Here is an 18,635-nt window from a genome sequence, read left to right on the forward strand (position 1 = left end):
GCTATAAATTAAGGGTCTAGTTTTTTCTTTGCGTAAAAACTAATACAGTAAATGATGCTTAACGATTTCCAATATACAGAATTTAATCACAAATTAATGAGTAATATGGTGTCGACTTCCGGGTGGATTATCAAGTTGCTATGATGGTGTACCGAAAATTTTATCAGAGAAACGTTTACGTAAATGCCTAGTATCTATAACATTAAACTTTTGCGTATTACATTCATATGTAAAAACTGTAGGTTTACTTAGTAAATTATTAGTTTATTCGTAATTTGGTAAAATATAACTTTGGGTTTTACGTTAAGACGTTAATCTCTTCGAATTAAGTTCCTGAAGTTCTAAAATTACGTACCTTTAAAGAATGAATCCCAAGTATATTAGTAAGCTTGTTTTTTCTGTATCAATTTTGGCCTTTGTGTTTGCTAAAACAAATGCACAGGTTACTATAGGCAATACTCAAACAAACGGCAGTGAATCTAATAACGTTGTTACTTCAGTCCCGTTTCTTTTAATTACTCCCGATGCACGTTCCGGATCTATGGGAGATGCAGGGGTTGCTGTTTCGGGTGATGTAAATTCATCCAGTATTAATGCATCTAAACTTGCTTTTTTAGATAAGCCTTATGGCTTTTCGGTTTCCTACAGTCCCTGGTTGAAAAGTCTGGTGCCTGATATCAACCTTGCTTACCTGAGTGGATTTTATCGTTTAGATGATCGTAATGTCATTGGTGCTTCCTTACGTTACTTTTCTTTGGGTTCAATTCAGCTAACAGACATTAATCAACAAGACCTGGGAATTTCAAATCCGAACGAATTTGCGCTCGATTTTACCTTTGCCAGAAAGTTTGGAGAAGAGTTTTCACTGGGGTCGTCTCTTAGGTATGTTTATTCCAATCTGGCATCCGGTCAGTTTGTTTCTTCAGGGCAGGTAAAAAGTGGCAATGCGGTTGCGGTAGACATATCTGGTTTGTATAAAACCAATACACACATGTTTGGAAAAGACGCTGTTTTATCAGCTGGAGCAAATATATCCAACATTGGTACAAAAATGAGTTACAGTGATGGCGGGGTAAATTATTTCCTGCCAACAAATTTTAAACTGGGCGGGGCGTCAACCATTATTGTGGATGAGTTCAGTACGTTTACCTTTGCCCTTGACTTTAATAAACTATTGGTTCCTACTCAGCCTATTTATGATTCAAATGGTCAGATTATCAGCGGCAAGGATCCTAACCGATCAGTTCCTGCGGGAATATTCGGGTCGTTTGGCGATGCACCAGGGGGCTTTAGTGAGGAATTGAAAGAGGTTGGCATTTCAACAGGTGTAGAGTATTGGTACAATCAGCAGTTTGCCGTTAGAGCAGGCTATAACTATCAAAGTCCGATGAAGGGTGACAGCCGTTATTTTACAATGGGTTTAGGACTAAAATACAACGTTTTTAATATTGATTTCTCTTATTTACTGGCTAATGCTCAAACCAGTCCCCTTGCCAATACCTTGCGGTTCGGTCTTTTGTTTAACTTTGGCGACAAGAAAATCGTAAAGAATTAACTTGCAGTTTTGTTTGCAACTCATAAAACACATTTTTCATGAAAATCAGAGTAGGCTTTGGCTTCGACGTACACCAGTTGAAAGACCAGCACCCTTTTGTAGTAGGTGGGGTAAATCTTGAACACCATAAAGGTGCCTTTGGGCATTCAGACGCGGATGTATTGCTTCATGCGATTTGTGATGCGCTGCTGGGAGCTGCAAATCTTCGTGACATTGGTTTCCACTTTAAAAATACGGATGAAAGATGGCGCGGAATCAGCAGTTTAATATTGCTTAAAGAAACGGTAAAACTGTTGTCGGGAAAAGGCTGGCAAGTTGGAAACATCGATGCAATGTTATGTCTGGAAGCCCCAAAGATCAATCCTCATATTCCTGCTATGCAGGAGAATATTGCTCATGCTATCGGTATCTCTGTTGAAGACATTTCCATCAAGGCCACCACAAATGAAACAATGGGTTTTGTGGGGCGGGAAGAGGGCGTAGTTGCCTATGCAGTTTGCCTGATTGAAAAGAATGAGATAGTTTAATATCTGCAGCGTATTTGACCGAATAAATTAAAAAAGCCCGCTCAACATTTTAAATGGTGAGCGGGCTTTTTTATGTAGCTAGGCATTAGCTTCTTTAACATTTCCAGTCCTTTTTAAAGTTCCCCATGTTTCAAGTTCACCTTTAATGGCTTTTCTAAATGAGCGAAATAATACGATATACATCAATTGTCTCCAGAAAAACCTTTGCGGAAAAATGTATAGCAGGTTTTTTAGTTTTTCATTTTCCATTCTGAACGCGATACCAGCGAAAAGCATATCTACCAGAATAAAAATAATGTAGTAAAATAATACCTGACCGAAACCATTTTGCAGGCTCAGTATTCCTGAAAAACCGGTAAGGGTCAGATTGTTTATGGTACTTAAGGAAAATAGTCCGCTGATAAGGGATAACAACATAAAGAAATCTGCAAGCGGCGAAAAGAGTGGCAAAATGATTTGATAGACCAAAATGTTCGGCATTCCCACCATTCCAAAATACCCGTATTTTTTATTCAGAAGTGTTTTACGGTTTTTCCAGAAACTTTGTAATACGCCAAAGCTCCAGCGAAAACGTTGTTTTAAAAGCATGTTAACTGTCTCAGGAGCTTCGGTGTAAGCAATTGCGGTGTCGCAATTTTTTACCCGATAACCCGCTCTCAGGATCCGCATAGTCAGATCACAGTCTTCAGCAAGGGTGTCGATGGTAAAGCCACCAACCTCGAGGATTACTGATTTTCTGAATGCGCCGATAGCTCCGGGTACAACAGTAATGGTATTGAGTAAATCAAATGCTCTCCGATCCATGTTTTGAGCGGTGATATACTCAATAGACTGCCATTTTGTAATAATGTTATTGGCGTTTCCTACTTTAACTGTGCCTGCAACAGCTGCTACCTTGTTGCTGTAAAAATAGCGCATCAGTTCGGTAACTGCATCCGTTTTAAGCTGCGTATCGGCATCTATGCAGATTACAAAATCTGAAGCGGCCTTTGCGATACCATAGTTCAATGCTGAAGCTTTTCCACCATTTTCTTTCCGGTAAACTTTTACCTGAGGATGGTCGCCGAATCTGGATTGAACCATGTCAAATGTTTTGTCCTTTGATCCGTCATCAATGAATATCAGCTCAAAATCAGGATAGGTAGTTTTAAGCAGGCTATTAATGGTTTGTACCGCTGTTACCTCTTCATTGTAGGCTGGAATAATAACGCTCACTTTTACCGATGGGTTTTCAATGAGCTGATGTGCGTATTTCTTTGCCTTTTTGCGCTGTTTAATTGCCAGATAGGCAATGAAGATTGTTCTTAAGATCGCCAGCACAATGGCCACTGTGAATACGATATCTAAAACAATATTGGCATAATAGAAGAAGCTGATGAAAAAATAATCTCCAGATCCGCTGAACCCGCTGTTCGCATCAGATTTTACAGCAGGCATCAGTTCAGCTCTTTTTTTGCCCATCAAATCTCCTACTGTTGTAAAAGTATATCCCTGTGATTTAAAGTACTTAATAATTCTGGGTAGCGCAGCAACAGTTGCTTCACGGTTTCCTCCGGCATCGTGCAACAAGAGGATATTACCGTTTTCGTGCTGTTTCACTACCTCATTAAAAATCTGATCTGCCGTTTTGCCTGGTTCCCAGTCCTCAGGATCAATGTATTCACCAATGTTAATATAGTTTTCTTTGTGGCTTTGTGCCACTGGCAAGATTTCCGAAATATTCTGAGGCTCGGCATCAGCATTAAAAGGGGCACGGAACAGAATGGTACTGTGTCCTGTTACGGCTTCGATGAGTCTTCTCGTGGCGTTCAACTCGAATTTCACCCTCCGAGGGCCTATAGCAGACATATCAGGATGAAAAAAAGTATGATTGCCAATTTCGTATCCGGAGTCATATTCCTGTCTCAGCAACTCCATGTTTTTTTCGGCCATGATGCCTACAACAAAAAAGCATCCGGGTACCTGTTCCTGTTTAAGAATATTCAGTACCTGTGGGGTATAAACCGGATCTGGCCCGTCATCAAATGTCAACGCAATTTTTTTATCAGCTTCGCCAAAACGTTTAATCACATATTGTTCCGGTAAGCGCATGTACTTTTGATCGGCAATGGTAAAGTTGTCCTTGTTAAGGGTAAATCTAACCGCCCCAAGGCGTGGTGTTGACACCAGGTCCAGAATTTCCCCATCGCCTATGTATGAAATCCCGCCCATGTTGAGGAAAGAGATTTTACGCAGGTCGAATGGTTTTTTTTGAAGCGTATCCAGACTTAAATCATTTGAGATGAAAGACCATAAGCGTTTATCTTCTGAGCCTAATCTCCACAGTGCTACCCCGGCAATATTCCAGTCATCCGCCTTGCGGATCAGGTTGAAATAAGTTGCAGCATCTGTAAAATAAACTTCATGTTTAATATCGCTACCATCATTATAACTATAATTTAAATTGGCCGAGTTGGGATCGTAGTTCACCTTACTTTTGAAGGTAACCGCAGTAGTCATGGCCTCCTCGTAAGTTACCGATTTTCCAATACTTTTATCGGGCCAATCATATCCATAACAGGCTAAAGCCAGAATTACTTTTCCAGGATCTACTTTTGCACAGATGTCATCTAATTTTTCTTCTACCCATTCCTGATGGGAAATATCGCCGGCATTACTTTGATCAGTATGCTGATCATAGGCCATTAAAACTATATAGTCGTTATATTTCTGGAGTACCTCCGGTTGATAGTCGTCATTTTCCGGAGAGATATCCTGAGAGACAATCAGGTTTTCTGTATGAAACTGATCATATAGATTTTTCATGAAAGCATTGAAACTTTGATTGTTTTCCAGATTCAATTCTTCGAAGTCGATGTTTATTCCTTTGTACCCATATTTTTTAGTAATGGATATTAAGTTGTAAATCAGTTTCTGTTGAGCAGGTTGATCGTTAAGCAAACGCTTTACCGCGTTGCCATCCCAATGGTCTTTGTTGAAGTTGGATACTACTGCAATAGCAGATTTTTTTCCTGCATGTATAACATTTAAAGCCGCGGTATCGGCCTTATCAACTATTGAGTCGCCATTTAGGAAAAAAGATTCAGTGGCAACCATATCTAAATGGCCAATATTCCTTTTTAAATCTGCGAGTGACTTATCTTTAGTTGCAGCCCAGCTTACATAAAAGGCCATGTTGATGCGTTTTTTATCTCCATGTTTGGTTAGAATACGTAGCGCTCTGTCTTTTCTGATTTTCTCAAGCCGGGATTTTTCGATTACGAATGCTTTGTACTGCTGAGATTTTTTCAGCTTATCCAACTGCTTTTGCGTAAGGGGCGAGTTGGTGTTTAGGAAAGGTAAATCTGGCTCCTGAACCGATGATAAAGTATAGGCCACGCAAAGGATTGCTACGATGAAAACTAAAAATAAGGTTCGGCTAACCCAGGTAAAAGTATACCAGCGTTTTTTAGTCTCAGTTTGAAATATTTGTTTTCCGGACATTTTTCTGTTCTGATTTTTAATCAAATTTCAGTAACGAAGGTGAAGATTGGATGAAAATCTACATATAGAAAAGCCGGCAGATTTTACATCTGCCGGCTTCAGGATTTATGTATTGAAGCTGTTCTATTCTTCTATGTAACCAAATCTTCCCTTATTATAATCTTCCAGCGCCTGGTTTATTTCTTCCTGGGTGTTCATCAAAAAAGGACCATATTGAACAACGGGTTCATCAATTGGCTCTCCGCTCAGTACGAGTATAATGCTGTCTTCCAACGCTTCTACGTCAATCTGCTCTCCCTGGTTTTTAAAGTGTACGAAACTATCGACGGGTGCAATTTCTTTCTGATTAATTTTCACTGCCCCTTCAATAACCATGAAACCAGTATTGTAGTTGGCAGGGAAGCTAAAGTTTGCCTTGCCTTGCTTATTTAATCTTACATTATACAGGTGTATTGGTGTAAATGTGTGGGCATTTCCATTTTGTCCTTTGTAATTTCCGGCAATGATTTCAATTTTCCCTCCATTGTCTGGCAGGTTAACAAAGGCCATGTCTTGTTGTTTAATGGCCTGATATCCTGGTTTACCCATTTTATCTTTTGCAGGAAGGTTTACCCATAACTGTACCATTTGAAATGGTCCCCCTCTCAGGCTGTAATTCTCTTCATGGTACTCTTTAAGGAGTATTCCCGCAGCTGCTGTCATCCATTGTACATCGCCAGGATAAATTACGCCGCTATTTCCTGAACTATCATGATGCGCGACGGCGCCGTGGTAGGCTATAGTAATCGTTTCAAAACCCCTGTGTGGATGAATCCCAACACCACGGGGGATTCTCCTGGCAGAAAATTGAATTTTTGAACCATAGTCTAGTAAAAAGAACGGACTCATATTTATGGTATATCCGCCAGGGAAAAAGTTATGTACCCTAAAGCCGTCGCCAACCATATGCGGTGCAGGTGATTTTAGCACAGCTGATACTTGTTTTGTTTCCATTACCTTTAAATTAATTGAGGCATGGGACTTTGGGCATAACATTTTTATGCCCAAAGCTCAAAGCGCTCGGCGAAATTATGCTTGTTTAACGAACTGCAATTCGCCCAATAATCGAACTTCTTCACTTACCATTACACCACCAGTTTCCAATGCTGCATTCCAGGTTAAGCCAAATTCAGAGCGGTTAATTTTACCACTTAAAGTAAAACCAGCTTTGGTGTTACCCCATGGATCGGTCGCAATGCCACCAAATTCTGCAGTCAATTTTACCGGTTTAGTTTCTCCTTTAATGGTTAGGTCACCTTTCACAATATAATCACCTCCGTCTTTTTCAACTGACGAAGATTTGAATTCAATGTGAGCAAATTTCTCTGCATCGAAAAAGTCGCCGCTTTTTAAGTGGTTATCACGATCAGTATTTCCCGTATCAATGGAAGAGATATCTCCTTTGAAAGAAATTTCTGCGTTTTCAAACTCATCACCTTCAGATGAAAGTTCTGCTGAGAAAGATTTCAAGCTACCAGTAACGGTAGTGATCATTAAGTGTTTTACTTTAAACTGCAATTCGCTGTGGGTTGGATCTAAAGTCCATTTTGTAGTTGCCATATCTTTTGTGTTTTGATTTTTAATATTTACAACACAAAAGTAACTCGCTGGTTTAGAATGAGAATTGATGTATGATAATTAATGTGGGGCTTACATTAATTTGGTTTAAAATGTTTGTTGGCCAGTTCTTTTCTAACGCGACTAAGTGACTCAGGGGTAATTCCAAGGTATGATGCGATCATCCATTGCGGCACGCGCAAAGTGAGATTAGGGTAAAGTTTGATGAAGTCGAGATACCGCTCTTCTGCTGTAGCGCTTAAAAGCATATTAATCCTTTTCTGCATAAAGCGGATAGAATTATTAAGCAGCCGGGTGTGCATAGGCTGTAAACATGGCACTTGTATCGCAGCCTGTTCCATGAAATCGTTCGGCATCAAAACAACCTCGGTAGCTTCAATGGCATCTATAAAAAATACAGACGCCTCATTGTTCATATTGTTTCTGTCAGAAATTAACCAGTTTTCTGGTGCAAACTGCAGGATGTGTTCTTTACCTTTTGAATCTATAGAGTAGGCCCTTAATAGTCCCTTGCAAACAAAAAAGCCATGTTTAGAGATATCTCCTGTATATTGTATGATTTCGTTCTTGTCGAACTTTTTGATTTTTAAGTTACCCGAAATACTATCGAATTGCTCATCCGTGATTTGTATTTTTTCTTTAAGATAATTTTTGAACTGATCATTCATAAGATGAGCGGGTTACTTTTTGGCAGAAATGTCGGAAAAATCAACACCACACTTGCAATTACCTCCACAGCCATCCTTTTTCACCTGTAAAGATTTAAAAACCAAACGGCCAACATATACCAATGCAACCGCAAAAAGTAGAAAGACTAAAATCGTTTGAGTATCCATAATACAAATATAAGCAGGTTTTGCTGTGGGGGCTTCAGTTTAATGTAAAAAGGCTTTCATTTAATGTATCGTTTTTCTGCTCTTTAAACTACATACTATTTTTCCATAAATGCAACCGTACCCCCAACCCAGTCGAAGTCGGCATTGTAGCGAACACCAATCATTTTGCCCCTGCTTAATCGGGCCAGATTCATGCAAAGTTGAGGTTCTCCATCATCAGGCCATAAGTACATCATTCTGATTTCTGCCTTTACACCTCCGGTTGGAGATTGTACCGCAGGTTCATATTGTACTTTTCGTTGTAAAATCCAGTTGTGTGGATCGGTAACGTTTTCGATATCCTTTTTAGTTACATCAATAATTACGCCCATTCCAGCAAACGAAAACAAGGGCTTCAGCACGTAGTGTTCTAAATCAGCCGGTATAGATTTTAGCTCGTGTAAAAAATGCGTTTCAGGAACAAATTCACTTTTTAAAAAGGGTATGGTGTATTTACTGATCCTATAGAACCAGTTTGGATGTGTTACCCATTCCACATCAAGCTCAGCTCTGGGATCAAAGCTGCTACCGAAAAGGTCAGTCCTATTGGCAACCTCATCGAAAATTAACCGGTTGTAAATTCTTTTGAGTTGAATCTGTTTACCGTTTTCTTCATACAACAGTTGGCGTCCAACCCGTTTAATATCTTCTAATGCTAAAATTTTAATACCCAGTAGTTTTTGAGTCACAAGAAAGTCGATAGCCGTTTTCTGGTTAGGTGCATCCACGTCCATCAGGGCTACCTCATGTACTTCATGATCACCAATAATCACTGTTTTCAAAAGGGTAACATATTGTTCCTGATCAAATCCATTTAAAAAATAGTCAACCTTGGGATCAATATCATAGCTTTTTTTAAATGTGCCAGCCAGGTGATGCTGGAAGCCGTAAAGGGAAGGAAAGCCCTGCATTTCAATAAGCATGGGCGACAATTCACCATCCTCATTTTTGCAAATGCCGAAATCAAAAGTTAAAAAATGTGGCTGCTTATTTTCATTTGGCACGTTCCATTCAGGAGGAATGGATGCTTCAGTGAGTTGCTTAAAATCCGGCTGCTTAATCACATTGATAATCTCTTCGCCCGCGGCGATGAGTTTTTCTTTCAAAGCCGCGGGTACAAAAATTGGCGTCTCTGCTACCCGAAAAGGAATTTCCGGATAGCCTTTTTGCAATTCAGCCAGGAAATTTTCGTATTGTTCCTTGCTAAATCGCTTATTAAATTTCTCCCTGAATGCTAGTATCATTTGTCAGAATTTTTTATAAATATCCTAAAGCCTGTTTCAGGAAATTGGGAAGAATCACACTTTGAGTCAACACAATCCTCGCTGGATCGTCCAGACTGTTAAGCATATCAGAATATTTCTGTTCGCCGTGTGTATCAATAATCACCTTTTTCTTTTCCTCCTGAAGTAAGTACATCTTCATTCCTACTGGATCTGCCTCCGGATGGAATTGGGTACCAATAATTTCGGGAGAAAAGCGGATAGACATCATACAGCGCTCCAGGTTAACATGCTTGCGTTCTTTCTCAATGGCCAGCAGCTTTGCTCCTTTGGCTGCAAAGGCATCAGGATCTGGTTCTATGACTTGCCAGTCCCTGTTATCTACAGAAAAGAACGGGTTGCTTATTCCGGAAAAAATCTCATCTGTCTCGCCATCACCGGTTAATGTGATAGGAAAAATTCCAAACGCGTTAGACCGCCGTTCGGTTACATTGCCCAGTTTGTACTTTCTGCAAGCCAATTGAAAAGAATGGCAAATCAGAAAGGCATATTTTTTCTCTACTTCGTGGGATGTGTTGAAAATTTCAATTTGATCCAGCAGGTTGTAAAAGTCGTTTTCCCATTTCTCTCCTTCACTTTCAATAGGGCTACCAGGGCCACCGCTTGAGATATAGGCGTGATAAGATAAGTCGGGTATTTCTCCCTTCTGTCTCAAATCAAAAATATCAAAGCTCAGGTTGATGTTATGGTCATTTTTGAAACGGAGTAAAATTTCCCCAATGCCCCGCATGCCCTGATTGGGTGCACCATTGTTCAGGTCAATAACAGCTACTCTTAAATCTCTTTTTTTATCCATTCCTAATTACTTTGCACCTATCAACGTTTGGGTGGTAATATAATCAATTACCGATTCAAAGCTGCCGGTTTGCTGGTAAACCGCCAGTTGCCGGTCGGCACCTGTGCCATGTTCCAATATCTTATGAACATAGTTAATGTCTTCCCGGCATCCAAGTTCGTCAACTACATCATCTACAAAATCAAGTAACTCCAACACAAGGTTGCGGCAGTTTACTTCCATTTCTTTTCCAAAGTCAATCAGGTTCCCGTCAATGCCATAACGGGCTGCCCGCCATTTATTTTCATTGATAAGTGCTCTTGAATAGCTGATGAAGGTCATATTTTGAAGCCTCAGTTTATAAAGTTTTGCGCAAAGTGCCTGAAAAAGCGCTGTAAAGGCCATGGTTTCATCAATTAACATCGGGCAATCACAGATGCGAAATTCTACAGTATCGAAAAACGGATGTACGCGGATGTCCCACCAGATTTTTTTTGCATTATCCATGCAGTTTGTTTTGATGAGCAGCTTTACGTAGCTGTCGTAATCTTCAATACTATTAAAGATGTCAGGAATCCCCGTTCTGGGGAATTTATCAAAGATTTTCGTACGAAAAGACTTATAACCTGTATTTCTTCCCTCCCAAAAAGGTGAATTGGTTGACAAGGCAAATACATGGGGCAGAAAATACCTCACCTGATTTGCGATGTGAATGGCCAGTTCCCTGGATTGAAAGCCTACATGAACGTGTAATCCGAAAATGAGGTTAGACCGGGCTGCTTCCTGTAATTCATTAACAATTTCATTGTAGCGTGGATGCTCTGTGATCAGTTGCTTTTCCCAGTGTGAAAAAGGATGTGTACCGGCTGCACCAATTCTTAAACCCTGTTCTCCTGCAAGTTGCGATACGGTATATCGCAACTGCGAGATCTCTTTTCTAGCCTCAGTTGTGGTCCTGCAAATACCAGTGCCTACTTCTACAACAGCCTGGTGCATTTCTGCCTTTACCTGATCTTTGTGGATTTTTTGGGCTGCTTCAACAATTTTCTGATCATGCGAGGTAAGTTCTCTGGTCACGGGATCAACTACCATATACTCTTCCTCTACACCCAAAGTAAATTCATTCATCTTCATCGTATTTATTTTAATCCCGTTATTTTTCAGGAGCCGCCTTCTTAGCTTTCGCTGCTGGTTTTGCTTTCGCTGGGGCAACAGCTTTGGCTGATTTTTTTATTACACTTTTACTTACTAAAGGCGTGCCAGCAACTGAAGCTCTGATATATTCGCCCCAGGTAAGGTTATCCTGTCCAGGTTTTTGTGCTTTTGCACGTTCAATAGCATAGTTCGCAGTCGTTTCCACTACCCATTCGAAATTCTCTGCACCCACACTTTTAATATCCGCATCGGGGGCCGGGTTGCAAAAATCAATTGCAATGGGTATACCATCTCTTACTGCAAATTCTACGGTATTAAAATCATAACCCAGATAAGTGCAAAGTTTTATGGTGTACTCTTCAACAGTTTTAAGCAATTTGGCATCAGGGGTTTTGCCATCTGTTGCATAACGCAGATGGTGTGGGTTGCGTGGTTCATATTGCATAATGCGTACATGCTTGCCGCCAATACAATAGCACCTGAAATATTCATCAAAAATAATCTCCTCTTGCAGCAGCATTACCAGTTGATCGGTTCCGCTATGCTTATCAAAGAAATCCTCTTTATCATGCAGCTTATAAACATCTCTCCAGCCGCCACCATCATAAGGCTTCATATAGGCAGGAAATCCCACGTATTCGAAAATTTCATCCCAGTTTAACGGCATGGCCAGGTTAGAAAATGATTCTGAAGTTGTACCTGTAGGATGCTGACGTGATGGAATCAGCGCAGTTTTAGGGACAGGAACACCAATTTGTTCGGCAAGTACATTGTTAAAGAATTTTTCATCTGCACTCCACCAAAAAGGATTGTTAATGATTGCCGTCCCGGTAATTGCAGCATTTTTTAACGATGCACGGTAAAATGGAACATCCTGAGAAATACGATCGATGATTACCGCATAATCCAGGGGCTGGTTTTGGAGGATCTTTTCTATTTTGACTGGTTCAGCTGTGATGTCTTTTTCTGCTTTTTCGTTAATTCGCGCTACTAGTGCTTCAGGAAAAGAACGTTCCTGGCCATACAAAATGCCTATTTTTTTCATCAGTTTTGTTTTTAAAGGTGCTATGTGTTAATGGAGTAACTGCTTAAACGGTTATTTGTTTTACCGGCTTTTTGAACCTATAACTGCGCGATATAGTTCGGAAACATTTCCCTCCAGATTGGCCAGTCGTGATCAGCGTTAGGCCTGATATCCAACCAGTGATCAATGCCTTTTTTATGGAGAATGTCCGATAACCTTTCGTTATCAGGTCTGCACATATCGCGGTCTGTTGTTCCAAGTACAATTTTCATGTAATGCAATTCGGGATTGCTATTATTCAGTACAAAGTCGACGGGATTATTAAAGTATACATCATCATTGTAAAAACCATCCAGTTGACCACTAATGTCGAATGCGCCGCTCATGCTAAACATATGACTAACCAGCCAGGGATGTCTGAATGCAAAATTTGCCGCATGATAACCACCGAAGCTGCATCCTGCTGTAATGATTTTGCTATGTCCGGTTTCGTGTCGGGCCAGCGGGGCAACCTCTTCAAGCAGGTATTTGTCATACCAGATATGATTTTTAACCCTGTCGGCAGGATGAATACCTTTATTATACCAACTCAGTTTGTCAATTGCATCAGGACAATAAATCTTGATTTTTGCTTCATTGATAAAACCTTCAACAGCATCAATCAGCTTAAAATCTTTATTTTCATAATAGCGGCCCATACTTGTGGGGAATAGCAGCACCGGAATGCCGGCATGGCCAAATATGAGCATATCGATATCCATACTCAGGTTGGGGCTGTACCACCGCTTGTATTCTTCTTTCATCATATCGAATATTTAATGCTTTAAGATAGAGATTTAATTTTAGAAAAAATGTTGGCGGATATATAAAGTTGATGTCCTGCACAAAAAATGATGTCTGATAATTAATAGTTTACCAGGATTTGTACCTTTGCCGAAATTTTTGAGGCGTTGCCGGGTGAAAGGGATTCGAATTATGTATACTACAATTTTATCTGTAAAAGTTAATACCAATAATTTCAGAATACCATCTGCTTATCTGAAGCATGAGGTTGAAATAGATATTTATGCCCCCGAGGGAATATTGGGAAATGAAAAGATTGAACTTTTGTTTCTAAATGATGGTCAGGATGTGGCTAAGATGGATTTTCCAAAAATCCTTCAGGCTGCGCATCAGCATAAACGAAATCATAGATTGGTTGTAGTGGCCATTAAAGCTTCTGAAGATCGTTTAATGGAGTATGGTGTAGCCGGAATTCCTGATTCTAAAGGGCGTGGAGCAAAGGCGGGTGCCTACACCGATTTTGTGGTTAAAGAACTTTTACCCTTTGTTAAAAAGAAGATCGCAATGCCCATAACGGGTAAAGTTGCCTATGCGGGATTTTCTTTGGGGGGCTTATCTGCGTTCGATATTGCCTGGAATTATCCTTCAGTATTCGATGCTGTAGGGGTTTTCTCCGGTGCCTTCTGGTGGCGTACCAAAGATTTAGCAGACGGTTATACGGATGCAGACCGGATTATGCATGCGTTGATCGAACGTACATCGACCAAGGCCGATATGAAGTTCTGGCTGATGACAGGTACAGAGGATGAAAAGGCAGACCGTAATAAAAATTTTATCATTGATTCGATTGATGATACAATTGATATTGTAAAAGGCCTTTTAAAGAAAGGTTACAAGCGCAATGAAAATGTTTTCTATTTTGAAAAGGTAGGGGGCAAGCACGATGTGGCCACATGGGAAAGTGTAATGCCTGCGTTTTTGAACTGGACTTTTGAAGTTTAGCCTTATCTCTTGTATTTAAAATTTGGACTGATGACCAGGCATTCACTGCTATTGGGAACTTTCCAGGATGTGCAGTACATCTATTCGGTTGCTTTTTTCAATTTTTTATAGTCAATATGCTCATGATCATCTTTTGGGTGCGACAATCTGGGTGCCGTAAGGTAATATAGAAGGTTACTGTTTATTTACCTCATAGCTAAAACTCATTTGGTAAAAAGTTAGACTGAACGAAGGCAACGTACTCCGGATTGCTTTTGGTTTAAAAATGAGATAATTAGAACATTATCATAGCATTAAATAGTTTGGGTCATAGTAGAAAATCCATTTCAAAACATTATCTTTGCGCCAAATTTGAGGCGCATTTTATGCAAAAGATTAGAAATATAGCTATTATAGCACACGTTGACCACGGTAAAACCACGTTGGTTGATAAGATTTTACACTCTTGTTCTATTTTTCGTGACAACGAACAAACAGGAGAGTTGATATTGGATAACAACGATTTAGAGCGGGAGCGTGGTATCACAATCGTGTCTAAAAACGTATCTGTTCAATACAAAGACGTAAAAATTAACATTATCGATACACCTGGTCACGCGGATTTTGGCGGTGAGGTAGAGCGTGTTTTGAAGATGGCCGATGGAGTACTTTTACTTTGCGATGCTTTTGAAGGTGCAATGCCTCAAACGCGTTTCGTAACGCAAAAAGCTTTGGCACTAGGTTTAAAGCCAATTGTGGTGGTAAATAAAGTGGATAAAGAGAACTGTCGCCCTGAAGAGGTTTATGAGCAAATTTTCGAATTGTTCTTTAACCTTGAAGCAACTGAAGAGCAACTAGATTTCCCTGTTATCTACGGTTCGTCTAAACAAGGATGGATGAGCACTGACTGGCAGAAGCCAACTACCGATATCTTTGCTCTATTAGATGCCGTTGTAGCTAACATTCCACCAGCTCCAATCAATGATGGTACTTTACAAATGCAAATCACCTCTTTAGATTATTCATCTTTCGTAGGCCGTATTGCAATCGGTCGTGTTCACCGTGGTACAATTAAAGAAAACCAGCCGGTTACTTTAATCAAACGCGATGGTAAAATCGTGAAATCAAGAGTAAAAGAACTTTATACATTCGAAGGTTTAGGTAAAGTTAAAGCTACTGAAGTAAGTTCAGGAGATATCTGTGCAGTTGTTGGTATCGATGGTTTTGATATTGGTGATACTATCGCTGATTTTGAAGCTCCGGAACAATTACCGGTAATCAGCATTGATGAGCCGACGATGAACATGTTGTTCACTATTAATAACTCACCATTCTTCGGTAAAGAAGGTAAGTTGGTTACTTCTCAACGGATCAAAGATCGTTTGATGAAAGAGATGGAGAAAAACCTTGCCCTTAAAGTTGTGGAAACTGCTTCACCTGATTCATGGTTGGTTTACGGTCGTGGTATTCTCCACTTATCTGTATTAATCGAAACAATGCGTCGTGAAGGTTATGAATTACAGGTTGGTCAGCCACAGGTTATCGTTAAAGAAATCGATGGTAAAAAACATGAGCCGGTTGAGACTTTAATTGTTGATGTACCTGGTGAAGTTTCTGGTAAAGTAATCGAATTGGTAACACAACGTAAAGGTGAGTTATTGATTATGGAGCCAAAAGGTGATTTACAGCATTTAGAATTCGAAATCCCATCCCGTGGTATCATTGGTTTACGTAATAACGTATTAACTGCTACTGCTGGTGAGGCAATCATGGCACACCGTTTCAAAGCTTACGAGCCTTGGAAAGGAACTATCCCTGGTCGTTTAAATGGTGTATTGATTTCGATGGAAAAAGGTCAGACTACTGCTTATTCAATCGATAAATTACAAGATAGAGGTCGTTTCTTTATTGATCCGGGAGTTGATGTTTATGAAGGTCAGATTATGGGTGAGCATATCCGTGACAACGACTTGGTAGTAAACGTTGTTAAAGGTAAAGCTTTAACCAACATGCGTGCGTCAGGTACTGATGATAACACCCGTATTGCGCCTGCAATTAAATTCTCACTGGAAGAGGCAATGGAGTACATCCAGGCCGATGAATATATTGAGATTACACCAGCAAGTATGCGTTTACGTAAAATCTTCTTAACTGAACAAGAACGTAAAGTTAAAGGAAAGCAATTCGCTTAACCTTCTAATAATATATTGCAAGCCCCGATGAAAGTCGGGGCTTTTTTTGTTACCGAATTCTGGCAATTATTAATCACTTGTGGTATTTTCTGTCAGCGAAAACTCAAACCGGATGTCAACCCAGAAATCTAACATTTTCATGGCATAAATTTTTTTCAGCACTTTTAATTTTGCCCATCAACTCATCCTGCATGATTAAGAAAGGCATTTCCTTCCTGGGCATATTTTTTTTGAGTGCGTTGTCACTTCTTCCTCTATCCATTCTCTATATACTTGCAGATGGTAGTTATCTATTACTATATCATATTTTCGGATATCGAAAAAAGGTAGTCAGAGGAAATCTGCTAAACTCCTTTCCTGGCAAACCACTTTCAGAAATTGTGGCAATTGAGAAACGCTATTATAAATACCTGGCTTCCTTAATTTTTGAAGTGGTAAAAATGACCACCATTTCTAAAGCGGAAATCCGTAAACGGTTTGTTTTCAGAAATACAGAACTGGCTGAACATTATTTAGAAAACGGGCAAAGCGTTTTGTTTTGCTCAGCACACTATGGAAACTGGGAGTGGGGCACCATAGGGATTGGGCTAAATTTCTCAGGCGGTCATTACCCGATATACAAACCTTTGAGTAATCCGGTATTTGATATCTGGTTCAGAAAAATCAGAAGCCGTTTTGGAAATCATATGGTGCCCATGCGCCAAACCATGAGGGCACTTACTTTAAGCAAAAATGGGCCAACAAGTTTTAGTTTCGGTAATGATCAGGCACCGGCAAAAGATGAATCACACTATTGGACCACCTTTTTAAATCAGCCAGCCGCTATACAGCTTGGTATAGAAAAGATAGCGAAGAAAACCAATCGGCCTATTTTTTATCTTAAGGTTAGGGTTTTAAAACGCGGGTATTATGACGTCGAATGCGTGCCATTATGTTTAAATCCTAATGAAACTGAACAATTCGAGATTACCGAGATGCATACCAGGTTTCTGGAGCAAATAATTCACCAGGAACCTGCATACTGGTTGTGGAGCCACCGGAGGTGGAAGCACAAACCACCGGCAGGAGCATGGGTTGCACAGGAGAATTAATTTTATATTTGCAGACTATGTCCAGCGTCATGTTTAAAAAGATTTTAACTTATTTGATAGTAGTCTTCTTATTTGGCATCATATCTTTATTTATCATTAAGCCCTATTTGGTCAGGGTTCTGTGGTACCGCACTCCTGATGCCGCCACTTATAATGCCTTCCCGCAGGATATTGTACATAAAAGTGCCAGCCCTTTTCATTTTTATCGTTCAGGTACAATAAGAAATGATATCGATACACTCATGGTTCGCGATGGAGATCAGCACATGATTAGCTTTAATAAATATTTCAAAAAAGGTAAACTGAACGTATTCCTGGTGATCAGAAATGATAGCATACTTTATGAGAAGTATAGCCCGGGTTACACCGATAGCACTTTAACGACTATATTTTCCGGCGCGAAAAGCATGGTGTCGATTATGATTGGTCAGGCTTTAGCCGCGGGAGATATTAAAAATTTAAATGATCGGGTAACAGATTATATCCCCGAACTGGCTAAAAACGCCTCATTTAAAAACATTACGATAAAAAACCTTTTGGATATGAAGTCCGGTTTAGCCTTTCAGGATGCTTTAGGCGGAGTAATGAAGGCTTTCTTTTCGGATGAGGCAAAATATTATTATACACATGATATCAAAAAAGAGCTGATGAAAGTTGGGCTCGATAACCAGCCGGGTACTGTATGGAAATATAAAAGCATTGATCCAATTTTATTGGGTTGGGTTTTGGAGCGGGCAAGCGGAAAACCTGTAGCCCGGTTCTTTGAAGAATCGGTTTGGAGGAAAATCGGTGCCCAGTATTCAGCATCCTTTGGATTAGATCAGCCGTCCGGACTGGCAAATACAGCAAGCCGGTTTCAGGTTACAGCAATCGATCTGGCAAAGATTGGCAGGCTCTATCTACACCATGGAGAATATAATCATGTTCAGGTGGTGCCAAAGCCATGGGTGGCGCAATCGATTAGCATCGGTATCGAAAAGCCGGCTTCGGCCAAAGGCTGGCAAAAATCAGCCCATCACTATATGTGGTGGATTCCGCAGGAAGGAGCAACCGGCGATTACGCTGCGGAAGGAATGCTAGGACAGAGGCTATACGTAGATCCAATAACCAATACCATTATTGTGCAGTTTGCAGATCATGGTGCAGGTGATTATCCCTACCGCAGAATAAGCAGGTATTTAGCTGGTTTGCCTTTTAATTATCCATGATTTGACGTTATTTAACCACAAAGGGCACAAAGAAATATCCGCAAAGCACACAAAGTTTACTATTTATCTCAAGGTTCATTGCGCTT

The 18,635-nt window shown here is 40.1% G+C and carries 16 protein-coding genes; 6 read left to right on the top strand and 10 right to left on the bottom strand.

Features of this window, described 5'->3' with window-relative positions:
- Nucleotides 1–418 precede the first annotated feature (418 nt).
- Both porV and ispF read left to right on the top strand, forming a co-directional pair.
- Entirely contained in the window at nt 419–1,555 is a 1,137-nt protein-coding gene (gene porV, locus AC570I_RS20870; RefSeq protein ID WP_497407056.1) for a type IX secretion system outer membrane channel protein PorV, read from the top strand.
- A gap of 38 nt (nt 1,556–1,593) precedes the next feature.
- A complete protein-coding gene (ispF, locus tag AC570I_RS20875) occupies nt 1,594–2,082 on the top strand; it encodes a 2-C-methyl-D-erythritol 2,4-cyclodiphosphate synthase (protein WP_497407057.1) in 489 nt (162 codons plus the stop codon).
- Nucleotides 2,083–2,160: 78 nt separating this feature from the next.
- Here ispF and AC570I_RS20880 read toward each other — a convergent pair whose 3' ends face one another.
- From AC570I_RS20880 to AC570I_RS20925, 10 genes are all read right to left on the bottom strand, one after another.
- On the bottom strand, nt 2,161–5,565 hold the full coding sequence (locus AC570I_RS20880; RefSeq protein WP_497407058.1) for a trifunctional glycoside hydrolase family 18/polysaccharide deacetylase/glycosyltransferase family 2 protein: 3,405 nt from the start codon (nt 5,563–5,565) through the stop codon (nt 2,161–2,163).
- 123 nt (nt 5,566–5,688) lie between these two features.
- On the bottom strand, nt 5,689–6,558 hold the full coding sequence (locus tag AC570I_RS20885) for a pirin family protein (RefSeq protein WP_497407059.1): 870 nt from the start codon (nt 6,556–6,558) through the stop codon (nt 5,689–5,691).
- 75 nt (nt 6,559–6,633) lie between these two features.
- Complete coding sequence (locus tag AC570I_RS20890; RefSeq protein WP_047800885.1) at nt 6,634–7,164, bottom strand: YceI family protein; 531 nt, start codon at nt 7,162–7,164, stop codon at nt 6,634–6,636.
- A gap of 95 nt (nt 7,165–7,259) precedes the next feature.
- Nucleotides 7,260–7,850, bottom strand: a complete 591-nt coding sequence (locus AC570I_RS20895) for a Crp/Fnr family transcriptional regulator (RefSeq protein ID WP_047800884.1) — start codon at nt 7,848–7,850, stop codon at nt 7,260–7,262.
- Nucleotides 7,851–7,862: 12 nt separating this feature from the next.
- Nucleotides 7,863–8,018, bottom strand: a complete 156-nt coding sequence (locus AC570I_RS20900) for a FeoB-associated Cys-rich membrane protein (protein ID WP_082120733.1) — start codon at nt 8,016–8,018, stop codon at nt 7,863–7,865.
- A gap of 95 nt (nt 8,019–8,113) precedes the next feature.
- On the bottom strand, nt 8,114–9,301 hold the full coding sequence (locus AC570I_RS20905; RefSeq protein ID WP_497407060.1) for a hypothetical protein: 1,188 nt from the start codon (nt 9,299–9,301) through the stop codon (nt 8,114–8,116).
- A 13-nt stretch (nt 9,302–9,314) separates the two neighbouring features.
- Complete coding sequence (locus tag AC570I_RS20910; RefSeq protein ID WP_497407061.1) at nt 9,315–10,136, bottom strand: glutamine amidotransferase-related protein; 822 nt, start codon at nt 10,134–10,136, stop codon at nt 9,315–9,317.
- 6 nt (nt 10,137–10,142) lie between these two features.
- Nucleotides 10,143–11,249 carry a carboxylate-amine ligase gene (locus AC570I_RS20915; RefSeq protein ID WP_497407062.1) on the bottom strand — a complete coding sequence of 369 codons (1,107 nt, stop codon included), beginning with the start codon at nt 11,247–11,249 and terminating at the stop codon, nt 10,143–10,145.
- Between the two features lie 19 nt (nt 11,250–11,268).
- Complete coding sequence (locus AC570I_RS20920; protein ID WP_047800880.1) at nt 11,269–12,315, bottom strand: ATP-grasp domain-containing protein; 1,047 nt, start codon at nt 12,313–12,315, stop codon at nt 11,269–11,271.
- 77 nt (nt 12,316–12,392) lie between these two features.
- Entirely contained in the window at nt 12,393–13,100 is a 708-nt protein-coding gene (locus tag AC570I_RS20925; protein WP_497407063.1) for an esterase family protein, read from the bottom strand.
- Nucleotides 13,101–13,269: 169 nt separating this feature from the next.
- Here AC570I_RS20925 and AC570I_RS20930 point away from each other — a divergent pair, with 169 nt between their 5' ends.
- The 4 genes from AC570I_RS20930 (at nt 13,270) to AC570I_RS20945 (ending at nt 18,549) form a co-directional block, all read left to right on the top strand.
- Entirely contained in the window at nt 13,270–14,079 is an 810-nt protein-coding gene (locus tag AC570I_RS20930) for an alpha/beta hydrolase (protein ID WP_497407064.1), read from the top strand.
- Between the two features lie 365 nt (nt 14,080–14,444).
- Entirely contained in the window at nt 14,445–16,250 is a 1,806-nt protein-coding gene (gene typA, locus AC570I_RS20935) for a translational GTPase TypA (protein ID WP_047800877.1), read from the top strand.
- A gap of 191 nt (nt 16,251–16,441) precedes the next feature.
- Nucleotides 16,442–17,341 carry a lysophospholipid acyltransferase family protein gene (locus tag AC570I_RS20940; protein ID WP_497407065.1) on the top strand — a complete coding sequence of 300 codons (900 nt, stop codon included), beginning with the start codon at nt 16,442–16,444 and terminating at the stop codon, nt 17,339–17,341.
- A 53-nt stretch (nt 17,342–17,394) separates the two neighbouring features.
- Nucleotides 17,395–18,549, top strand: a complete 1,155-nt coding sequence (locus AC570I_RS20945; protein ID WP_497407066.1) for a serine hydrolase domain-containing protein — start codon at nt 17,395–17,397, stop codon at nt 18,547–18,549.
- Nucleotides 18,550–18,635 lie beyond the last annotated feature (86 nt).

It is taken from the genome of Pedobacter sp. A2324 (genome assembly GCF_059693705.1).